The 19194-nt window shown below is 73.5% G+C and carries 18 protein-coding genes; 10 read left to right on the plus strand and 8 right to left on the minus strand.

Annotated features, from left to right (window positions below):
• Nucleotides 1–219 precede the first annotated feature (219 nt).
• From tkt to KPL57_RS49220, 9 genes are all read left to right on the plus strand, one after another.
• Nucleotides 220–2346 (plus strand): transketolase, encoded by a 2127-nt coding sequence (tkt, locus tag KPL57_RS49180; RefSeq protein WP_226357310.1) that lies wholly within the window; start codon nucleotides 220–222, stop codon nucleotides 2344–2346.
• Nucleotides 2347–2377: 31 nt separating this feature from the next.
• Nucleotides 2378–3487: a transaldolase gene (gene tal / locus KPL57_RS49185; RefSeq protein WP_226357311.1), complete on the plus strand. Its 1110-nt coding sequence runs from the start codon at nucleotides 2378–2380 to the stop codon at nucleotides 3485–3487.
• Nucleotides 3488–5176 (plus strand): hypothetical protein, encoded by a 1689-nt coding sequence (locus KPL57_RS49190; RefSeq protein WP_226357312.1) that lies wholly within the window; start codon nucleotides 3488–3490, stop codon nucleotides 5174–5176.
• 43 nt (nucleotides 5177–5219) lie between these two features.
• On the plus strand, nucleotides 5220–6764 hold the full coding sequence (gene zwf, locus KPL57_RS49195) for a glucose-6-phosphate dehydrogenase (protein ID WP_226357313.1): 1545 nt from the start codon (nucleotides 5220–5222) through the stop codon (nucleotides 6762–6764).
• 40 nt (nucleotides 6765–6804) lie between these two features.
• Nucleotides 6805–7755: a glucose-6-phosphate dehydrogenase assembly protein OpcA gene (gene opcA, locus KPL57_RS49200; protein WP_226357314.1), complete on the plus strand. Its 951-nt coding sequence runs from the start codon at nucleotides 6805–6807 to the stop codon at nucleotides 7753–7755.
• Nucleotides 7752–8543, plus strand: coding sequence for a 6-phosphogluconolactonase (gene pgl, locus KPL57_RS49205; RefSeq protein ID WP_226357315.1), 792 nt, complete (start codon nucleotides 7752–7754; stop codon nucleotides 8541–8543). The genes opcA and pgl overlap by 4 nt, the downstream gene beginning before the upstream one ends.
• A 74-nt stretch (nucleotides 8544–8617) precedes the next feature.
• Nucleotides 8618–9802 carry a formate-dependent phosphoribosylglycinamide formyltransferase gene (gene purT, locus KPL57_RS49210; protein WP_226357316.1) on the plus strand — a complete coding sequence of 395 codons (1185 nt, stop codon included), beginning with the start codon at nucleotides 8618–8620 and terminating at the stop codon, nucleotides 9800–9802.
• A 70-nt stretch (nucleotides 9803–9872) separates the two neighbouring features.
• Nucleotides 9873–10346, plus strand: a complete 474-nt coding sequence (locus tag KPL57_RS49215) for a VOC family protein (RefSeq protein WP_226357317.1) — start codon at nucleotides 9873–9875, stop codon at nucleotides 10344–10346.
• A 9-nt stretch (nucleotides 10347–10355) separates the two neighbouring features.
• Nucleotides 10356–11585, plus strand: coding sequence for a patatin-like phospholipase family protein (locus KPL57_RS49220; protein ID WP_226357318.1), 1230 nt, complete (start codon nucleotides 10356–10358; stop codon nucleotides 11583–11585).
• 4 nt (nucleotides 11586–11589) lie between these two features.
• Here KPL57_RS49220 and KPL57_RS49225 read toward each other — a convergent pair whose 3' ends face one another.
• Nucleotides 11590–11928: a P-II family nitrogen regulator gene (locus KPL57_RS49225; protein WP_226357319.1), complete on the minus strand. Its 339-nt coding sequence runs from the start codon at nucleotides 11926–11928 to the stop codon at nucleotides 11590–11592.
• Nucleotides 11925–13244: an ammonium transporter gene (locus KPL57_RS49230; RefSeq protein WP_374203899.1), complete on the minus strand. Its 1320-nt coding sequence runs from the start codon at nucleotides 13242–13244 to the stop codon at nucleotides 11925–11927. Before KPL57_RS49230 ends, KPL57_RS49225 begins: the two co-directional genes overlap by 4 nt.
• A gap of 319 nt (nucleotides 13245–13563) precedes the next feature.
• Here KPL57_RS49230 and KPL57_RS49235 point away from each other — a divergent pair, with 319 nt between their 5' ends.
• A complete protein-coding gene (locus KPL57_RS49235; protein WP_226357320.1) occupies nucleotides 13564–13989 on the plus strand; it encodes a DoxX family protein in 426 nt (141 codons plus the stop codon).
• A 91-nt stretch (nucleotides 13990–14080) separates the two neighbouring features.
• Here KPL57_RS49235 and KPL57_RS49240 read toward each other — a convergent pair whose 3' ends face one another.
• From KPL57_RS49240 to gap, 6 genes are all read right to left on the minus strand, one after another.
• On the minus strand, nucleotides 14081–15337 hold the full coding sequence (locus KPL57_RS49240) for a TrpB-like pyridoxal phosphate-dependent enzyme (protein ID WP_226357321.1): 1257 nt from the start codon (nucleotides 15335–15337) through the stop codon (nucleotides 14081–14083).
• A gap of 61 nt (nucleotides 15338–15398) precedes the next feature.
• Complete coding sequence (locus tag KPL57_RS49245) at nucleotides 15399–15740, minus strand: RNA polymerase-binding protein RbpA (RefSeq protein WP_020627702.1); 342 nt, start codon at nucleotides 15738–15740, stop codon at nucleotides 15399–15401.
• Between the two features lie 28 nt (nucleotides 15741–15768).
• The gene (secG, locus tag KPL57_RS49250) at nucleotides 15769–16002 is read right to left on the minus strand and encodes a preprotein translocase subunit SecG (protein ID WP_020627703.1); all 234 of its coding nucleotides are present in this window, start codon (nucleotides 16000–16002) and stop codon (nucleotides 15769–15771) included.
• Nucleotides 16003–16112: 110 nt separating this feature from the next.
• Nucleotides 16113–16901, minus strand: a complete 789-nt coding sequence (gene tpiA, locus KPL57_RS49255) for a triose-phosphate isomerase (RefSeq protein ID WP_062395591.1) — start codon at nucleotides 16899–16901, stop codon at nucleotides 16113–16115.
• A complete protein-coding gene (gene pgk, locus KPL57_RS49260; RefSeq protein ID WP_226357322.1) occupies nucleotides 16901–18082 on the minus strand; it encodes a phosphoglycerate kinase in 1182 nt (393 codons plus the stop codon). Before pgk ends, tpiA begins: the two co-directional genes overlap by 1 nt.
• Nucleotides 18079–19092 (minus strand): type I glyceraldehyde-3-phosphate dehydrogenase, encoded by a 1014-nt coding sequence (gene gap, locus KPL57_RS49265; protein ID WP_226357323.1) that lies wholly within the window; start codon nucleotides 19090–19092, stop codon nucleotides 18079–18081. Before gap ends, pgk begins: the two co-directional genes overlap by 4 nt.
• Nucleotides 19093–19194 lie beyond the last annotated feature (102 nt).

Consider the following 19194-nt stretch of genomic DNA (forward strand, 5'->3'; position numbering starts at 1 on the left):
GCCGGACCGCCGATCGCCACGAGGCGCAAAGCCGCAGGCCGCGGGCGTGAGCAGTAGGGTGTTCCGCGTCGGGGCGGCGACGATGCCGCCAGGTGATCCGGGTCGTACCACACACCCGCCGACGTCGCCGCCTGCGGAACGGCCGCGACCACCGGGCGGGCATCCGGATCCACGACCGGCAGACCGACATTCGTCGACGCGAGTACAGGAGCCATCGCCTTGTCCGACACCGCTACGTCCCCCCACGCCGGGGACGGCGCCGTCGCCGCGCTCACCCGCGCGCACGTCCCCGACGACTGGACCGACCTCGACCGCAGGGCCGTGGACACCGTTCGTGTACTGGCCGCGGACGCGGTCCAGAAGTGCGGCAGCGGACACCCCGGCACCGCGATGAGCCTGGCCCCGCTGGCGTACACGCTGTTCCAGCGCGTCATGCGGCACGACCCGGCCGACCCCGACTGGATGGGCCGCGACCGGTTCGTCCTGTCCGCCGGGCACTCCAGCCTCACCCTCTACATCCAGCTCTTCCTGGCCGGCTACGGCCTGGAGCGCGAGGACCTGGAGCAGCTGCGGAAGTGGGGTTCGCTGACCCCGGGCCACCCGGAGTGGGGCCACACCCGCGGCGTCGAGATGACCACCGGCCCGCTGGGCCAGGGGCTGTCCTCGGCCGTCGGCATGGCGATCGCGGCCCGCCGCGAGCGCGGCCTGTTCGACCCGGACGCCCCCGAGGGTTCCTCGCCGTTCGACCACCAGATCTACGTGATCGCCTCCGACGGCGACATCGAGGAGGGCGTCACCTCCGAGGCGTCGTCGCTGGCCGGTCGCCAGGAGCTGGGCAACCTCACGGTGATCTACGACGCGAACGAGATCTCCATCGAGGACGACACCAACATCGCCCTCAACGAGGACACGGCGAAGCGCTACGAGGCCTACAACTGGCACGTGCAGGTCGTCGAGGGCGGCGAGAACGTCACCGGCATCCTCGCCGCGCTGGAGGCCGCCAAGGCCGAGACCGACCGCCCGTCGATCATCATCCTGCGGACGGTGATCGGCTACCCGTCGCCGAACAAGATGAACACCGGCGCCGCGCACGGTGCCGCGCTGGGCGACGACGAGGTCCGCGAGGTCAAGAAGGTCCTCGGGTTCGACCCGGACCAGGACTTCGAGGTCGACGACGACGTCCTCGCCCACACCCGCGCGGTCGGCGAGCGCTCCCGCGCCACGCACGACTCCTGGCAGGGCACCTTCGACGAGTGGGAGCAGCGCGAGCCCGCGCGCAAGGCGCTCCTGGAGCGGCTGAAGGCCGGCCGGCTGCCCGACGGCTGGGAGGCCTCCCTCCCGCACTGGGACATCGACGAGAAGGGCATGGCCACCCGGAAGGCCTCCGGCGCCGTGCTCGGTGCGCTGGCCGACGTGCTGCCCGAGCTGTGGGGCGGCTCGGCCGACCTGGCCGAGTCGAACAACACCACGATGAAGGGTGCCGACTCGTTCGGCCCCAAGTCGGCCTCGACCGGCATGTGGACCACCTCGCCCTACGGCCGCACGCTGCACTTCGGTGTCCGCGAGCACGCCATGGGCGCGGTGCTGAACGGCATCTCGCTGCACGGCCCGACCCGGGCCTACGGCGGCACGTTCCTCGTCTTCTCCGACTACATGCGCCCGGCCGTGCGGCTCGCGGCGCTGATGAAGACGAACCCGATCTACGTGTGGACGCACGACTCGATCGGCCTCGGCGAGGACGGCCCCACCCACCAGCCGATCGAGCACCTGGCGTCGCTGCGGGCCATCCCCGGCCTGTCGATGGTGCGCCCCGGTGACGCCAACGAGACCGCCTACGCCTGGAAGGCCGCCCTGGAGCGGCCCGACGGCGGCCCGGTCGGCTTCGCGCTGACCCGCCAGAACGTCCCGACCGTCGCCGGGACCTCCGCCGAGGGCGTCGCCCGCGGTGGTTACGTGATCTCCGAGGCGTCCTCGGGCGTCCCGCAGGTGATCATCATCGCCACCGGCTCCGAGCTGCACCTGGCGCTGGCCGCCCGCGAGCAGCTCGAGGGCGAGGGCGTCGGCACCCGGGTCGTCTCGATGCCGTGCGTCGAGTGGTTCGAGGCCCAGGACGAGCAGTACCGCGAGTCGGTCCTGCCGACCGCGGTCAAGGCCCGTGTCTCGGTCGAGGCCGGCATCGCGATGCCCTGGTACCGCTACGTCGGCGAGCTCGGCCGGTCGGTGTCGATCGAGCACTTCGGTGCCAGCGCCGACCAGGCCACCCTGTTCGAGAAGTTCGGCTTCACCGCCGACACCGTCGCCACGGCCGCGCGGGAGACCCTCGCCGCGACCGAGAAGTCCTCCTGAACCGACGGCACCCGATCGCAAGGAGAGAATCATGAGCAACGATCGACTGGCCGCACTGTCCGCGGCCGGGGTGTCCATCTGGCTCGACGACCTGTCCCGGGAGCGCCTGGCCAGCGGCAACCTCGCCGCCCTGATCGAGGACAAGCACGTCGTCGGGGTGACCACCAACCCGACGATCTTCGCCGGTGCGCTGTCCGACGGCGCCGCCTACGACGAGCAGGTCCGCGAGCTGGCCGCCCGCGGCGCCGACGTCGACACCGCGATCCGCGAGATCACCGTCGCCGACGTCCAGCACGCCTGCGACGTGTTCTCCGGCACCTGGGAGCGCACCGGCGGTGTCGACGGCCGGGTCTCCCTGGAGGTGGACCCGCGCCTCGCGCACGACACCGAGGGCACCGTCGCGCAGGCCCAGGACCTGTGGAAGGCCGTCGACCGGCCCAACCTGCTGGTGAAGATCCCGGCGACCGAGGAGGGCCTGCCGGCCATCACCCGGGCGACCGCCGAGGGCATCAGCGTGAACGTGACGCTGATCTTCTCCGTCGAGCGCTACAAGCTCGTCATGGACGCCTACCTGACCGGCCTGGAGCAGGCGCGGGAGAACGGGCAGGACCTGTCCCGCATCCACTCGGTCGGCTCGTTCTTCGTGTCCCGGGTGGACTCCGAGATCGACGGCCGGCTGGAGAAGATCGGTGGTGACACCGCGCTCGGCCTGCGCGGCAAGGCGGCCGTCGCGAACTCGCGGCTGGCCTACGCCGCCTACCGCGACGCGTTCTCCGGTGCCCGCTGGGACGCCCTCGCGGAGCACGGCGCGCACGCCCAGCGCCCGCTGTGGGCCTCCACCGGGGTGAAGAACCCGGACTACCCGGACACGCTGTACGTGTCCGAGCTGGTCGTGGACAACACCGTCAACACCATGCCGGAGAAGACCCTGACGGCCTTCGCCGACCACGGTGAGGTCGACGGGGACAAGGTCAGCGACACCGCGGGCGCCTCCCAGACGGTGTTCACCGACCTGGAGGACCTCGGCATCGACCTCGACGACGTGTTCCTCACCCTGGAGAACGAGGGCGTCGAGAAGTTCGAGAAGTCCTGGACCGAGCTGCAGGACACCGTCCGCGGCCAGCTCGACTCCGCGAAGTAGTTGAACGAGGCCACTCCCGGTGGCGACGGGGCCGACCTCGGCTCCGCCGCCACCGGCGGCCCGTCCGCACCCGCACCGTCCCCGGTGCGGGTGCGGCTCGCCGGTGAGCCGTTCGCCGGAGCGGCCCGGCGGATCGCCGCCGAGCTGGCCGGCGAGACCGTCGCCTCCCGGCTCGCCGACGCCGACCCCAGCGTCTGGGGGCCCCGCGCCGCGGGGGCCCCGCCCCGGACCGGCTGGACCGGGCTCGCCGCCCGCAGCCGGCCACTCGTCGGGCAGGTCGCCGCGCTGCGCGAACGGTTCGCCGTCGCCGGTGCGCACCGGGTGCTGCTCGTCGGCACGCCCGACGCGGTCGCCGCGGCCCGCGTCGTCGCCGGCACCGACCCGGGCGGGACGCGGCTGACCGCGCTGGACTCCGCGGACCCGGTGCAGGTCGCGGAGGCGCTGTCCGGGGAGCTCGCCGAGACCGTCCTCGTCGTCGCCGACGCGGCGGGCACCGACCCCGTCGTCGCGGCCGTGACCCGGGTGGTCGCCGCCGCGATCGCCGAGGAGGTCGGCGCCGACGCCCTCGCCGCGCGCACCGTGCACCTGACCGAGCCCGGCTCGCCGCTGGACGTCCCCGGCGACCCCGGCCCGGTCGTGGTCACCCTCGACGCCGACGTCCCGGGCCGCTTCGGCGTGCTGGGCCCGCTCGGGCTGGTCCCCGCGGGGCTCGCCGGGGCGGACGTGCCCGCCGTCCTGGGCGACGCCGTCGCCGCCGAGCGCGCGCTGGCCGCCGACGACCCGGACAACCCGGCGCTGCTGCTGGCCGGCGCCCTGGCCGCGGGCCGTGGCTCGCTGCTGGCCCTGCGCGACGCCGAGCGCTCCCCTGCCCTCACCGGCTGGCTGGCCCCGCTGCTCACCGCCGCCGGGCTCACCGTCGTGCCGGTGCCGCCCGACGAGCCGGTCGGCGCGGGCCCCGCCCCGCAGGAGCCCAGCGCACCCGCGGGCGTCGTGGACGTGCACGCCGACGGCACCGGCCCGCGGCCCGGGCCGGGCCACGGCGCGGTGCGCCTCGACGCGGGCCCGGGAGCCGCGGTCGTGCTGTGGCAGGCCGCCGCGGCGCTGGCCGGGCGGGTCCTCGACACCGACCCGTTCGCGCCCGCTCCGCCCGCGCCGGCCGACGGTCCCGACCCCGAGCCGTCGTTCGTCGACGGCGGGATCGCCGTGCACGCCGGGGACTGGCTGCCGCCCGGCACCCGCACCGTCGCCGGTGCGCTCGACGCGCTGGCCGCCGTCGCCGAGGGGGCCCCCGCGGTGGTCTCGGCCTGGCTGGACCCGGAGTCCGACGCCTCGGTCGCGGTGCTGCGCGGGCCGCTGGTGGCCCGGCTCGGGCTGCCCGTCGCGTTCGGCTGGGCCCCGGCCTGCCGCAGCGGCGACACCGGCGCACCGGACGTCGCGGTGCACTGTCACCTGACCGGGAACGGTCCCGGCGGTGATCTTCCGGGGTCCGTCGGCGCGGACACCGTGCCGCACGGGCCGGGACTGGATAGCCTGCACGCGGCACAGGCCCGGGCGGTCATCGACGACCAGCGACGCCGGGGACGTCCGGTGCTCCGGCTGCACCTGACCGACCGGCTCGCCGGGCTGGTCACCCTGGCCAGGGCGGTGACATCGACACAGACGTCGACAGAGCCCCCGACAGAACCGTGACCCCGGTGCCCCGATCACGAGAACACCAGTACTAGGAGGGGCGATGCCCACCGCGAACGGCGGACGGACCAACCCGCTGCGCGACCCCCGTGACAAGCGGCTCCCCCGGATCGCCGGCCCCTGCGGACTGGTGATCTTCGGAGTGACCGGGGACCTGTCCCGCAAGAAGCTCATGCCCGCGATCTACGACCTCGCCAACCGGGGGCTGCTGCCGCCGGGCTTCGCCCTCACCGGCTTCGCCCGCCGCGACTGGGACCACGAGGACTTCGGCCAGGTCGTCTACGAGGCCGTGCGCGAGCACGCCCGCACCCCGTTCCGGCAGGAGGTGTGGGACCGCCTCGCCGAGGGGCTGCGGTTCGTCCAGGGCTCCTTCGACGACGACGCCGCCTTCGACGAGCTGGAGCGCACCGTCCGCGAGCTGGACGAGAAGCGCGGCACCGGCGGCAACCACGCGTTCTACCTGTCGATCCCGCCCGGCGCGTTCCCGGTGGTCTGCAAGCAGCTCGCCCGCTCGGGGCTGTCCGCGCAGGAGGACCCGGACGTGTGGCGCCGGGTCGTCATCGAGAAGCCGTTCGGGCACGACCTCGCCTCGGCCATCGAGCTGAACGCGATCGTCAACGACGTCTTCCCCGAGGACTCGGTGTTCCGCATCGACCACTACCTCGGCAAGGAGACCGTCCAGAACGTGCTGGCGCTGCGGTTCGCCAACCAGCTGTTCGAGCCGATCTGGAACGCCAACTACGTCGACCACGTCCAGATCACCATGGCCGAGGACATCGGCCTGGGCGGTCGTGCCGGCTACTACGACGGCATCGGCGCCGCCCGCGACGTCATCCAGAACCACCTGCTGCAGCTGCTCGCGTTCACCGCGATGGAGGAGCCGACGTCGTTCTCCTCCGACGAGCTGCGCGCCGAGAAGATCAAGGTCCTCAAGGCGGTCAAGCTCGCGCACCCGCTCGACGCCACCACCGCCCGCGGCCAGTACGAGGGCGGCTGGCAGGGCGGGGAGGAGGTGCCCGGTCTCAAGGAGGAGGAGGGCTTCAACCCGGAGTCAACCACCGAGACCTTCGCCGCGATCACCTGCGAGGTCGAGAACCGCCGCTGGGCCGGGGTGCCGTTCTACCTGCGCACCGGCAAGCGGCTGGGCCGCCGCGTCACCGAGATCGCCGTGGTGTTCAAGCGGGCCCCGCACCTGCCGTTCGACGCGACGATGACCGAGGAGCTGGGGCAGAACGCCCTGGTCATCCGGGTGCAGCCGGACGAGGGCGTCACCATGCGCTTCGGGTCCAAGGTGCCGGGCAGCCAGATGGAGGTCCGCGACGTCACGATGGACTTCGGCTACGGCAACGCCTTCACCGAGGCGTCCCCCGAGGCCTACGAGCGCCTCATCCTCGACGTGCTGCTGGGCGAGCCGTCGCTGTTCCCGGTGAACGAGGAGGTCGAGCGGTCCTGGGAGATCCTCGACCCGGTCCTGGAGCACTGGGCCGCCGACGCGCGCGGCCCGGACTCCTACCCCGCCGGGTCCTGGGGCCCGGTGTCGGCCGAGGAGATGCTGGCCCGCACCGGGCGCCACTGGAGGCGGCCGTGAGCGCACGGACGGCAGTCGCGGAGAAGACGGAGACCCCATCGTGATCATCGATCTCCCGTCGAGCACCACCTCGGCGGTCAACCGCAAGCTCGTCGAGCTCCGCGAGTCCGGCGGGGTGTTCGCGCTGGGCCGGGTGCTGACCCTGGTCGTCGTCACCGACGACGGGCCCGAGCTGGAGCGCGCCGTCGACGCCGCCAACGCGGCCAGCCGCGAGCACCCGTGCCGGGTGATCGTCCTGGCCCGCGGGCAGCGGCGGGCCTCGCCGCGGCTCGACGCCCAGATCCGGGTCGGCGGCGACGCCGGCGCCAGCGAGGTGATCGTGCTGCGCGGCTACGGGCCGCTGGCGGCCGAGGAGGCGGGGGCGGGCATGGTCATGCCGCTGCTGCTGCCGGACGCCCCGGTCGTCGCGTGGTGGCCGAACGAGGCGCCCGCCTCGCCGTCGGAGGACGCGGTGGGCCGCCTCGCGCAGCGCCGCATCACCGACGCGCTGTCGTCGAAGAACCCGGTGAAGGCGTTCGAGGCGCGCCGCAAGGACTACGCGCCCGGCGACACCGACCTGACCTGGACCCGGCTCACGCAGTGGCGGGCCCAGCTGGCGGCCGCGCTGGACGTGCCGCCGTACGAGGACATCAGCTCCGCGGTCGTCGCCGGGGAGGCGGTGTCGCCGTCCACCGAGCTGATCGCGGGCTGGCTCGCCGCGAGCCTGGGGGTGAAGGTGAAGCGCTCGCCGTCGGAGAAGGACAACGGGCTCTCGCTGGTCCGGCTGACGCGCCCGTCCGGTGACGTCGAGCTGGCCCGCCCGGACGGCAAGACCGCCCGGCTGACCCAGCCCGGCCAGCCGGAACGGCTGATCGCGCTGGCCCGGCGGCACGTGTCGGACTGCCTCGCCGAGGAGCTGCGCAGGCTCGACCCGGACGAGGTCTACGCCGAGGCCCTCGCCGGGGTGGCGAAGGTGACCCGCGGCCGCACCCCGGTGAAGGTGCGCGCGTGAGCGCCGCGACGCAGGTCCAGGTCGCGGTGCACCCGGACAAGGACGCACTCGCCGCGGCGACCGCGGCCCGGCTGGTCACCGCACTGGTGGACCTGCAGGCCGCGGGCACCGTCCCCCGGCTGGTGCTCACCGGCGGCGGGGTCGGGATCCAGCTGCTGCGCGACGTCGCCGCCTCCCCGGCGCGCGACGCCGTCGACTGGGCCCGGGTGGACCTGTTCTGGGGCGACGAGCGCTTCGTGCCCGCCGACGACGACGAGCGCAACGACCGCCAGGCCCGCGAGGCCCTGCTCGACGCGCTGCCGCTGGACCCGGCCCGGGTGCACCCGATGCCCGCGGCCCCGGCGGGCGGCGGCACCCGCGACGACGCCCTCGCCGCGGCCGCCGACTACGCCCGGCTGCTCGACGACCTGGCCGGCCCCGACGAGGACGGCGTCCCCGCGTTCGACGTGACCCTGGTCGGGATGGGCGAGGAGGGCCACACCCTGTCGGTGTTCCCCGACTCCCCCGCCGTGCACGAGCAGGCGGCGACGGTCGTCGCGGTGTTCGACTGCCCGAAGCCGCCGCCGACCCGGATCTCGCTGACCCTGGCCGCGGCGCGCCGCTCCCGCGAGGTGTGGGTGGTGGCCGCCGGGGCGGGCAAGGCACCGGCCGTCGCGGGTGCGCTCACCGGCACGCCGGAGACCGAGCTGCCGGTCGGTGGGGCCCGCGGCACCGTCACGACCCGCTGGCTGCTCGACACCGAGGCCGCCGCGGACCTGCCCGACGGGTTCGTCGCCCGGGTCTCCTGACGGGCGGCCCCCGGATGTGAGATGCCGCGCCCGGGCGGGGTGTCGCACGTGGACCTGCGGTTAGGGTCCCCGTCATGCGTATCGGCACCCCGCTCGGCCCGGACCCCACCCGCGTGCTGCTGCTCGGCTCGGGTGAGCTGGGCAAGGAGGTCGCGATCGCGTTCCAGCGCCTGGGCGTGGAGGTCGTCGCCGTCGACCGCTACCCGCACGCCCCCGCCCACCAGGTGGCGCACCGCTGGCACGCGATCGACATGACCGACCCGGTGACGCTGGCGACGCTCATCGAGCAGGAGGCGCCCGACCTCGTCATCCCCGAGATCGAGGCCATCGCCACCGGCGCCCTGCTGGAGATCGAGGCGGCCGGCACGACCGTGGTGCCCACCGCGCGGGCCGCGAAGCTGACCATGGACCGCGAGGGCATCCGGCGCCTCGCCGCCGAGGAGCTGGGCCTGCCCACCTCCCCGTACGTCTTCGCCGACACCCTCGACGAGGTCCGCGAGGCCGTCGCGACGGTCGGGCTGCCGTGCGTCCTCAAGCCGGTGATGTCGTCGTCGGGCAAGGGGCAGTCGGTGCTCACGACCGTGGACGACGCCGAGGCGGCCTGGGAGTACGCCCGCACCGGCGCCCGGGTGTCGAACCCGCGGGTGATCGTCGAGGGCTTCGTCGAGTTCGACTACGAGATCACCCAGCTCACCGTCCGGCACGCCGGCGGCACCGCGTTCTGCGAGCCGATCGGGCACCGCCAGGAGAACGGCGACTACGTCGAGTCCTGGCAGCCCCAGCCCATGTCCGACGCCGCGCTGGCCGCCGCCCGCGACGTCTCCGCCCGGATCACCGAGGCGCTCGGCGGGTGGGGCCTGTTCGGGGTGGAGCTGTTCGTCCGCGGCGACGAGGTGCTGTTCTCCGAGGTCAGCCCGCGCCCGCACGACACCGGCCTGGTCACCCTGGCGACCCAGCGGCTCTCGGAGTTCGAGCTGCACGCCCGCGCCGTGCTCGGCCTGCCGGTGGACACCGCGCTGCGCTCCCCCGGTGCGTCGGCGGTGGTCTACGGCGGCAAGGAGATGGACGCCCCCGCCTACGAGGGCGTCGCCGAGGCGCTCGCGGTCGAGGGTGCGGACCTGCGGCTGTTCGGCAAGCCCACCGCGACCGAGCGACGCCGGATGGGCGTCGCGGTCGCCCACGCCGACGACGTCGACACGGCCCGGGAGCGCGCGACCCGCGCCGCCGGGCTGGTGCGACCGGTCCCCCGGGAGCGATGAGCGGGGCGCTCCGCGCCGGTCTCCCCTCGTGTGACGCCGAGAGCCGGCGTCGCGGGGAGGGGACGACATCATGAAGCCGATCACGCCGTGCCTGTGGTTCGACGGCGTCGCCGAGGAGGCGGCACGGTTCTACACCGGCATCTTCCCGGACTCCGGCATCGACACCGTCATGCACTACGGCCCGGAGGTCCCCGACCAGGAGGGCCGGGTCCTGACCGTGGGGTTCCGGATCAACGGCCAGCCCTACACCGCGCTGAACGGCGGCCCGGTGTTCACCCTCTCCGAGGCGATCTCGATGGAGGTGCACTGCGAGTCCGTCGAGGAGGTCGACCGCTACTGGGACGCCCTCGCCGACGGCGGTGTCGAGCAGCCCTGCGGGTGGCTCAAGGACCGCTACGGGGTGTCCTGGCAGGTGATCCCGCCCGGCGTGCGGGAGTGGCTGACCTCACCGGACGCCGACGCCCGGTCCCGGGTCGCGCGGGCCGTGTACGCCACCCACGGCAAGCTTGACGCCGTCGCCCTGGAGAAGGCCTACCGCGGGTAGCCTGGCCGGGTGGCTCGGACCGGACTCGTCGTGGCCGGCGCCGGGGCGCGCGGGGCCTACGAGGCGGGCGCGCTGACCGAGCTCCTGCCGCGGATGGCGCGGCGGTGGTCGGCGCCGTCGGTACTGGTCGGCACGAGTGCCGGCGCGCTGAACGTGGCGGCGCTGGCCGGGCTGTCCGACGTCGCCCCGGACGCCGCGGCCGCCGAGCTCGTCGCCCGCTGGTCCTCGGTGCGCACCGACGAGGTCGTGGCGTTGCCGTCGTCGGCGGTGGAGGCGACCGCGGCCTACCTCGGGGACCTCGCCGGTGTCCCGTCGTGGCTGCGCAGGCTGCTGCTGGTGCCGGACCGGGTGACCCGCCTCCTCGACGCCGACCGGCTGCGCCCGGTGGTGGACCGGGTCGTCGACTGGGACCGGCTGCACGACGCCGTCGCCCGCGGCCGGGTCGACGCCGTCGGGGTGGCGTGCACCGCCGCCGGGACCGGCGGGACCACGGTGTTCGTCGAGCGCGGGCCGGACGTGGCGCTGCCGCCGTACGACCCGGGGCGCGACATCCGCTACGTCGACGCCCGGCTGGGCCCGGACCATCTGCTCGCCTCGGCGGCGGTGCCGGTGCTGTTCGCGCCGCGCCGCATCGAGGGCGAGGCGGCCGGCTGGTACCTCGACGGCGGGGTCCGGCTCAACACCCCGCTCAAGCCCGCGCTGCGCCTGGGCGCGGACCGGGTCGGCGTCGTCGCGACGACACCGGACGTCCCGTTCGGCGAGTCCGCCGCGGCGCTGTCCCCGGCGGACCGGGTGCCCGACGTGTACGCGGTCGCCGCGCTGGCGCTGCGCATCGTGCTGGGCGCCGGGGTGACCGAGGACCTGCGGACCCTGCGTGCGGTCAACGCGCTGGTCGACCGCGGTGAGGACCGGCGGCACCGCCGGATCGCGACCTGGTTCGCCGGGCCGCCGGCCGACCGGGCCACCGAGCTGGCGGAGCTGGCCGACGCGGTGCGCCGCCGCGAGTACGGCGGGCTGCGCGCGCTGCGGAACCCGTCGCTGGCGGTCCTGGAACGGCTGGTGGGCGGCGCGGTGCCGGACGCCGACACCACTCACGGCGCGGAGCTGCTCAGCTTCCTGTTCTTCGACCCGGTGTTCGCCGCCGCGGCGGCGGAGCTGGGTGCGGCGCACGCCGCGGGCGCCGTCGCCCCCGAGGGCGGGGCGGCGCGTCGCCGGACGGCCCGTCCGGCGACGCGCTGAGGGCTCAGACGGCGTCGCTGCCGCGTTCGCCCGTGCGGACCCGCACGATGGTCTCGACCGGCTGCACCCAGATCTTGCCGTCGCCGATCTTGCCGGTGCGGGACGCCTCGACGATGGCGTCGACGACCTTGTCGGCGATCTCGTCGTCGACGACGGTCTCGATGCGCACCTTCGGCACGTAGTCCACCGAGTACTCCGCGCCGCGGTAGATCTCGGTGTGCCCCTTCTGCCTGCCGTGCCCGCGGACCTCCCCGACGGTCAGCCCGAGCACCGCGAGGTGTTCGAGCGCCCCGCGGACGTCCTCCAGCGCGAACGGCTTGACGATGGCGGTGACGAGCTTCATCGGGTCTCCCCCACGGGCTCGCGGGTGGCCGGCGTCGCGGGGCGGGAGGCCCCGGCGAGCGCGCGGGTGCCCAGCGACGAGAAGTCGTAGGCGGTCTCGGCGTGCTCGGTCTCGTCGATGCCGGTGGCCTCGTTCTCCTCGTCGATGCGGAACCCGATGGTCACCTTGATCAGGTAGCCGAGGACCAGCGCGACGACGAAGGAGTACAGCAGCACCGCACCCGCGGCGAGCGCCTGGCGGCCCAGCTGGACCAGCCCGCCGCCGTAGAACAGGCCGTTGTCGCCGACGGCGGCGGAGTTGACGCTGTTGTCGCCGAAGAAGCCGATGAGCAGGGTGCCCACGATGCCGCCGACGAGGTGGACGCCGACGACGTCGAGGGAGTCGTCGAGGCCGAAGCGGAACTTCAGCCCGACGGCCAGCGCGCACACCGCACCGGCGATGAGCCCGATGGCCAGCGCCCCGACCGGCTGCACGAACCCGCAGGCCGGGGTGATCGCGACCAGCCCGGCGACGGCACCCGAGGCCGCACCGAGGGTGGTGGGGTGGCCGTCGCGGAACTGCTCCACGAGCAGCCACCCGATCAGCGCGGTGGCGGTGGCGAGCATGGTGTTGGTGAACGCCGTGGCGGCGAGGTCGCCGGCAGCGAGCGCGGAACCGGCGTTGAAGCCGAACCAGCCGAACCACAGCAGCGCCATGCCCAGCAGCACGAAGGGCAGGTTGTGCGGGCGCATCGGCTCGCGCGGCCAGCCGCGCCGCTTGCCGAGCACGATCGCCAGCGCGAGCGCCGCGGCACCGGCGTTGATGTGTACCGCGGTGCCACCGGCGAAGTCCTCGGCCTTGAGGGTGTTGGCGATCCAGCCGCCGACGTTGTCCGGGCCGGTGAAGCCGTCGAAGGCGAACACCCAGTGCGCGACCGGGAAGTACACGATGCTCACCCACAGCACGACGAACGCGGTCCAGCCCCAGAACTTCGTGCGGTCCGCGACGGCGCCGGAGATCAGCGCCGGGGTGATGACCGCGAACATGAGCTGGAACATCACGAACGCCAGCGCGGGCAGGGCGTCGGGGCCCGGCCACGGGGCCGAGTCGCTGCCGACGCCGACCATCGCGCCGACGGTGTTCGCCAGCCCGGCGAACTCCCCGCCGCCGATCAGGCCGCCGCCCACGTCGTTGCCGAAGGCCCAGCTGTAGCCGTACAGCGCCCACAGGACGCTGACCACGGCCAGGCAGATGGTGCTCATCATCAGCATGTTGAGCACGGACTTGCTGCGGGTCATCCCGCCGTAGAAGAACGCCAGTCCCGGCGTCATCAACATCACCAGCGCGGCGCTGACCAGCACCCACGCGGTGTCTCCCGCATTCACGCCCACGCGTGCCCTCCGTTGGTCTCGTCCCGACCCCGGCACAGATGTTTCGCGGGCGGTGTTTCACGGAGAGACGGTGCGCGGTTTCCTGTGGGTGTCGGGTCCGGGCATCCGGCACGCCACGCGCAGACGCCGCCGACGCGACACACGACGCAGCCGGGACCGACGGTCCGAACCCGGACCGGGCGCACCGATGAGTTCCGGCGACGGCCCCGGTCTCCTCTGCAACGGCGGCCCCGGCCCGGGACCGCGAGCACCGAGGGAGCCCGCCATGACCACCACCACCCGTACCGGGACCGCGTCCACCACCTCCGCCACCCGTCGCCCGCGGGCCGCCACCGTCGGCCTGTGGGTGCTGCAGGTGCTGCTGGCGGGGGTCTTCGTGATGGCGGCGCTGCCGAAGGTGAACGCCGACCCGGTCGCGGTCGCCGGGTTCGACCTGCTGGGCCTGGGGACCGTCGGCATGGTCGTGGTCGGCTGGCTGGAGCTGGCCGGCGCGGTCGCCCTGCTGGTCCCGCGGCTGTGCGGGCTCGCCGCCGTCTGCCAGGTCGCGCTGATGGTCGGGGCCACCGCGGTCACCGTGGTGCTGATGCCCGCGATGGTCGCGTTCCCGGCACTGACCCTGGTGGCGGTCTGCGTGGTCGCGTGGGCCCGCCGCCGCGACACCGCGGCCCTGCTGCGCGGCCTGCGCCGCTGACCGCCCGCACGGCGACGGCCCGTCCCCCTGGTCCGGGGGACGGGCCGTCGTGGTGCGGGTGGGGCTCAGCCGATCCCGTCAGCCGATCCCGTCAGCCCATCTCGTCGAGCCGGCCGTTCGTGTAGTCGTCGTAGGCGGCGAGGTCGAGGAAGCCGTGACCGCAGTAGTTGAACAGGATCACCTTCTCCTCCCCGGTCTCCTTCGCGGCGAGCGCCTCGTCGATGGTGGCGGCGATGGCGTGCCCGCACTCCGGCGCCGGGATCTTGCCCTCGGTGCGCGCGAACTGGATGGCGGCCTCGAACACCTTCCCCTGCGGGTAGGCGACGGCCTCCATCCGCTCGTCCTTGACCAGCGAGGACACCAGCGGCGAGTCACCGTGGTAGCGCAGCCCGCCGGCGTGGATCGACGGCGGCACGAAGTCGTGGCCCAGGGTGTACATCGGCATCAGCGGGGTGAGGCCCGCGGTGTCGCCGAAGTCGTAGTCGTAGCGGCCCTGGGTCAGCGTCGGGCACGACAGCGGCTCGACGGCGAGCAGCCGCACGCCGGAGTCCGGCACGAACGGGAAGGCGATCCCGCCCAGGTTGGAGCCGCCACCGCACGGCGCGATGACGACGTCGGGCAGCCGCTCCCCCGCCAGCGCCAGCTGTTCCTTCGCCTCCAGACCGATCATGGTCTGGTGGAGCAGCACGTGGTTGAGCACCGAGCCGAGCGCGTAGTGGGTGTCGGAGCGGCCGACGCAGTCGCGGACCGCGTCGGAGATGGCCGAGCCCAGCGAGCCGGGGTGGTCGGGCTCGTCGACGGGCGACGGCACGACCTCGCCGCCCCAGGTCTCGATCGCGATCCGCCGGTAGGGCTTCTGCCCGAAGGACGCCCGCACCATGTAGACCTTCAGGTCCAGGTCGAACTGGGCCGCGGCGAACGACAGCGCGGTCCCCCACTGGCCGGCGCCGGTCTCGGTGGTGAGCCGGGTGGTGCCCTCGCGGGCGTTGTAGAACGCCTGGGCCACGGCCGTGTTGGTCTTGTGGCTGCCCGAGGGCGAGATGGACTCGTCCTTGAAGTAGATCCGCGCCGGGGTGCCCAGCGCCTTCTCCAGCCGGATCGCGCGGACCAGCGGCGTGGGCCGCCACAGCCTCAGGATGTCGAGGACCTCACCGGGGACGTCGATCCACGGCTCGGCGCTGACCTCCTGCTCGATCAGGGCGGTCGGGAACAGCGGCGCCAGGTCCTCGGGGACGACCGGCTCGCGGGTCCCGGGGTGCAGGGGCGGCTGCGGCGGCGTCGGCAGGTGCGGCACGACGTTGAACCATGCCGAGGGGATCCGGTCCGGGGGCAGCGTCCAGCGGCTCATGACCACCGAATCTAACCCGGACGTGCGCCCGGTCACGACCCGGGCGCGCCGTGGGACCGGGTCAGAGCTCCCGGGAGGCCCGCAGCCGGCCGAGGGCCTCCTCCAGGATGGCCTCGCCGTCGGCGTCGCTGCGCCGCTCCTTCACGTACGCCAGGTGCGTCTTGTACGGCTCGGTGCGGGGCGCGGCGGGCGGGTTCTCCGCGTCACGTCCGCCCGGCAGCCCGCAGCGCGGGCAGTCCCAGGTCTCGGGGACCTCGGCCTCCGCGGCGAACCAGGTGTTGTTGACGTGCCCGTTCGCGCAGTAGAACGGGATGCGCTCGCGCGGGGCGGTCTCGCCCCGCTCGTTCTCGCCCATCGGTCCCGCACCGACCCGGGTACCGCGGATCGCGTTGCCGCCTGCCATGTCCCGCTCCCTCTCGTCCGTCCGACCGTCAGCCGGTGGCCAGCAGCAGGCCGTTGCCGACCACCGCGATGAGCCAGATGAGGCCGACGAAGACCGTGTAGCGAGCGATGTTGCGGTCCGCCGCCGCCGAGCCGGACAGGCTCGACTGCACGCCGCCACCGAAGAGACTGGTCAGACCACCACCCTTGCTGCGCTGCAGCAGGACCATCGCGATCAGCAGGAGGCTGGTCACGATCAGGATGATCTGGAGGGTCAGGATCACGTGCGCTTCCCCATCAGTGGTCGCTCGCCGGAGTGGCCGAGAATACTCCAGCGGCCCCGGCCCCCTCTGACAGGGGACCGGGGCCGCGGGAACGGTACGGAGCGGGCCGCCTACGGCAGCGGACCACCCGCGGCGATCGCCGACAGCTTGGCGAACTCCTCGGCGTCCAGGCTGGCGCCGCCGACGAGTGCGCCGTCGACGTCGGTCTGGGCCACGATCTCGCCCACGTTCGACGACTTCACCGAGCCGCCGTAGAGGACGCGGACCGTCCCGGCGACCTCGTCGGAGTACAGCTCGGCCAGCGTCGCGCGCAGCGCGGCACAGACCTCCTGCGCGTCGGCCGGGCCCGCCACCTTGCCGGTGCCGATCGCCCAGACCGGCTCGTAGGCGAGCACGAGACCGGCCGCCTGCTCGGCGGTGACGCCCTTCAGCGCCCCGCGCAGCTGGTCGGTGCAGTGCTGCACGTGGGTGCCCGCCTCGCGGACGTCCAGGCCCTCGCCGACGCACAGGATCGGGGTGATCCCGTGCTTGAGCGCGGCGAGCACCTTGGCGTTGACGACCGCGTCGTCCTCGCCGTGGATCTCGCGGCGCTCCGAGTGCCCGACGGCGACGTAGGTGCAGCCCAGCTTGGCCAGCATGACGCCCGACACGTCACCGGTGTAGGCACCGGAGTCGTGCGGGGACAGGTCCTGGGCGCCGTGCACGAGGCGCAGCTTGTCGCCGTCGATCAGCGTCTGCACGCTGCGGATGTCGGTGAACGGCGGCAGGACGGCCACCTCGACCTTGTCGAGGTACCGGTCGGGCAGGGCGAAGGCGAGCTTCTGCACCACCGCGATGGCCTCGAGGTGGTTGAGGTTCATCTTCCAGTTGCCCGCGATGAGGGGCTTGCGGGTGGCCATCAGGCGTCCTCCTCCAGCACGGCGACGCCCGGCAGGGTCGCGCCCTCCAGGAACTCCAGGGACGCGCCGCCCCCGGTGGAGATGTGGGAGAACGCGTCCTCGGCGATGCCGAGCGCCCGGACCGCGGCGGCGGAGTCCCCGCCACCGACGACGGAGAAGGCGTCGCCGTCGGCGATCGCCTGCGCGACACCGCGGGTGCCCTCGGCGAACGGCGCCAGCTCGAACACGCCCATCGGGCCGTTCCAGAAGATCGTCTTCGCGTCGGCGATGCGGGCCGCGAACTCCCGCACCGAGTCGGGCCCGATGTCGAGGCCCATCCAGCCGTCGTCGATCCCGTCCACCGGCACGGTCCTCGTGGTCGCGTCCGCGGAGAACGCGTCGGCGACGACGACGTCGGTCGGGAGGACGATCTTGCCGGACTCCAGGAGTGTCCGGCAGGTGTCGACCTGGTCGGACTCCAGCAGCGAGGAGCCGACGCCGTGGCCCTGCGCGGCGAGGAACGTGAAGCACATCCCGCCGCCGACGAGCAGCGTGTCGACCTTCGGCAGCAGCGCCTCGATCACGGCCAGCTTGTCCGAGACCTTGGAGCCGCCGAGCACGACCGCGTACGGCCGCTCCGGCGAGCCGGTGAGCGTGCGGAGCACCTCGACCTCGGACAGGACGAGCCCGCCGGCGTAGGCGTCGAGCCGCTGCGCGACGTCGTAGACCGACGCCTGCTTGCGGTGCACCACGCCGAACCCGTCGGAGACGAACGCCGCGTCGTCGCCGACCAGGGCGACGAGCTCGTCGGCGAACGCGCCGCGCTCGGCGTCGTCCTTGCTGGTCTCGCGGGCGTCGAACCGGATGTTGTCCAGCATCACGACGTCACCGGCGGCCATCGACGGCAGCGGCTTGCCGAGCTCGACCAGGCGCACCGGGGCGCCGAGCAGCTCGCCGAGCCGCTGTGCGACCGGGGCGAGCGAGAGCTTCTCGTCGGGCCCGTTCTTCGGACGGCCGAGGTGCGCGGTGACGACGACCTGGGCGCCCCCCTCGTAGAGGGCGTTGATCGTCGGCACGGACGCGCGGATGCGGCCGTCGTCGGTGATGTTCCGGTCGTCGTCGAGGGGAACGTTCAGATCGGAGCGGACCAGCACGGTCCGGCCCTGTACGCCCTCGGCGACGAGGTCGTCGAGGGTCCTCACAGCTTCGACGCCACCAGACCGGTGATGTCGACGAGGCGGTTGGAGTAGCCCCACTCGTTGTCGTACCAGCCGACGATCTTGACCTGGTTGCCGATGACCTTGGTCAGGCCCGAGTCGTAGATGCATGAGTGCGGGTCGGTCACGATGTCGGAGGAGACGATCGGGTCCTCGGTGTACTTCAGGACGCCCTTGAGCGGGCCCTCGGCGGCGGCCTTCATCGCGGCGTTGATCTCCGCGGCGGTGACCTCCTTGCGGACCTCGACGGTCAGGTCGGTGGCCGAGCCGGTGGGGATCGGCACCCGCAGCGCGTAGCCGTCGAGCTTGCCCTTGAGGTGCGGCATGACCAGCGAGATCGCCTTCGCCGCACCGGTGGAGGTGGGGACGATGTTCAGGGCGGCGGCGCGGGCGCGGCGCAGGTCCTTGTGCGGGCCGTCCTGCAGGTTCTGGTCCTGGGTGTAGGCGTGGATCGTGGTCATCAGACCCTTCTCGATCCCGGCCAGGTCGTCGAGCACCTTCGCCATCGGCGCGAGGCAGTTGGTGGTGCAGGACGCGTTCGAGACGATGGTCTGCGAACCGTCGTAGTCGCCGTCGTTGACGCCCTTGACGATGGTGATGTCCTCGTCGGTCGCCGGAGCGGAGATGACGACCTTCTTGGCGCCGCCGTCGAGGTGCTTGGCCGCGGCCTCGCGCTTGGTGAAGATGCCGGTCGACTCGACGACGACGTCGACGCCCAGGTCCTTCCAGGGCAGCTCGGCGGGGTCGCGGACGGCCAGGCCCTTGAAGCCCTTGCCGTCGACGACGATCTCGTCGCCGGAGGTGGAGACCTCGTAGGGCAGGCGCCCGAGGATCGAGTCGTACTTCAGCAGGTGCGCGAGCGTCGCGTTGTCGGTGATGTCGTTCACCGCGACGATCTCGATGTCCGTGGTGCCGGCGGCGCGCTGGGCGTCCACCGCCCGCCAGAAGTTCCGGCCGATGCGGCCGAAGCCGTTGACTCCTACGCGGACCGTCACAGATGCCTCCAGGGCTCGTCGTGCCTGTCGTCTTCTCCCCCGGCCCGCCGGGTCCCGGCGGTGGGGTGTGGCAGGTCGATCGCGGGTCGGCACCCGGGTGGG

It is taken from the genome of Pseudonocardia sp. ICBG601 (genome assembly GCF_020496245.1).

Bases quoted from the DNA above. Each gene is read 5' to 3' on its own strand.
- tal (WP_226357311.1), top strand. From the start codon at position 2,378: ATGAGCAACGATCGACTGGCCGCACTGTCCGCGGCCGGGGTGTCCATC.
- zwf (WP_226357313.1), top strand. From the start codon at position 5,220: ATGCCCACCGCGAACGGCGGACGGACCAACCCGCTGCGCGACCCCCGT.
- purT (WP_226357316.1), top strand. From the start codon at position 8,618: ATGCGTATCGGCACCCCGCTCGGCCCGGACCCCACCCGCGTGCTGCTG.
- KPL57_RS49215 (WP_226357317.1), top strand. From the start codon at position 9,873: ATGAAGCCGATCACGCCGTGCCTGTGGTTCGACGGCGTCGCCGAGGAG.
- KPL57_RS49225 (WP_226357319.1), bottom strand. From the start codon at position 11,928: ATGAAGCTCGTCACCGCCATCGTCAAGCCGTTCGCGCTGGAGGACGTC.
- KPL57_RS49230 (WP_374203899.1), bottom strand. From the start codon at position 13,244: ATGTTGATGACGCCGGGACTGGCGTTCTTCTACGGCGGGATGACCCGC.
- KPL57_RS49235 (WP_226357320.1), top strand. From the start codon at position 13,564: ATGACCACCACCACCCGTACCGGGACCGCGTCCACCACCTCCGCCACC.
- KPL57_RS49240 (WP_226357321.1), bottom strand. From the start codon at position 15,337: ATGAGCCGCTGGACGCTGCCCCCGGACCGGATCCCCTCGGCATGGTTC.
- KPL57_RS49245 (WP_020627702.1), bottom strand. From the start codon at position 15,740: ATGGCAGGCGGCAACGCGATCCGCGGTACCCGGGTCGGTGCGGGACCG.
- tpiA (WP_062395591.1), bottom strand. From the start codon at position 16,901: ATGGCCACCCGCAAGCCCCTCATCGCGGGCAACTGGAAGATGAACCTC.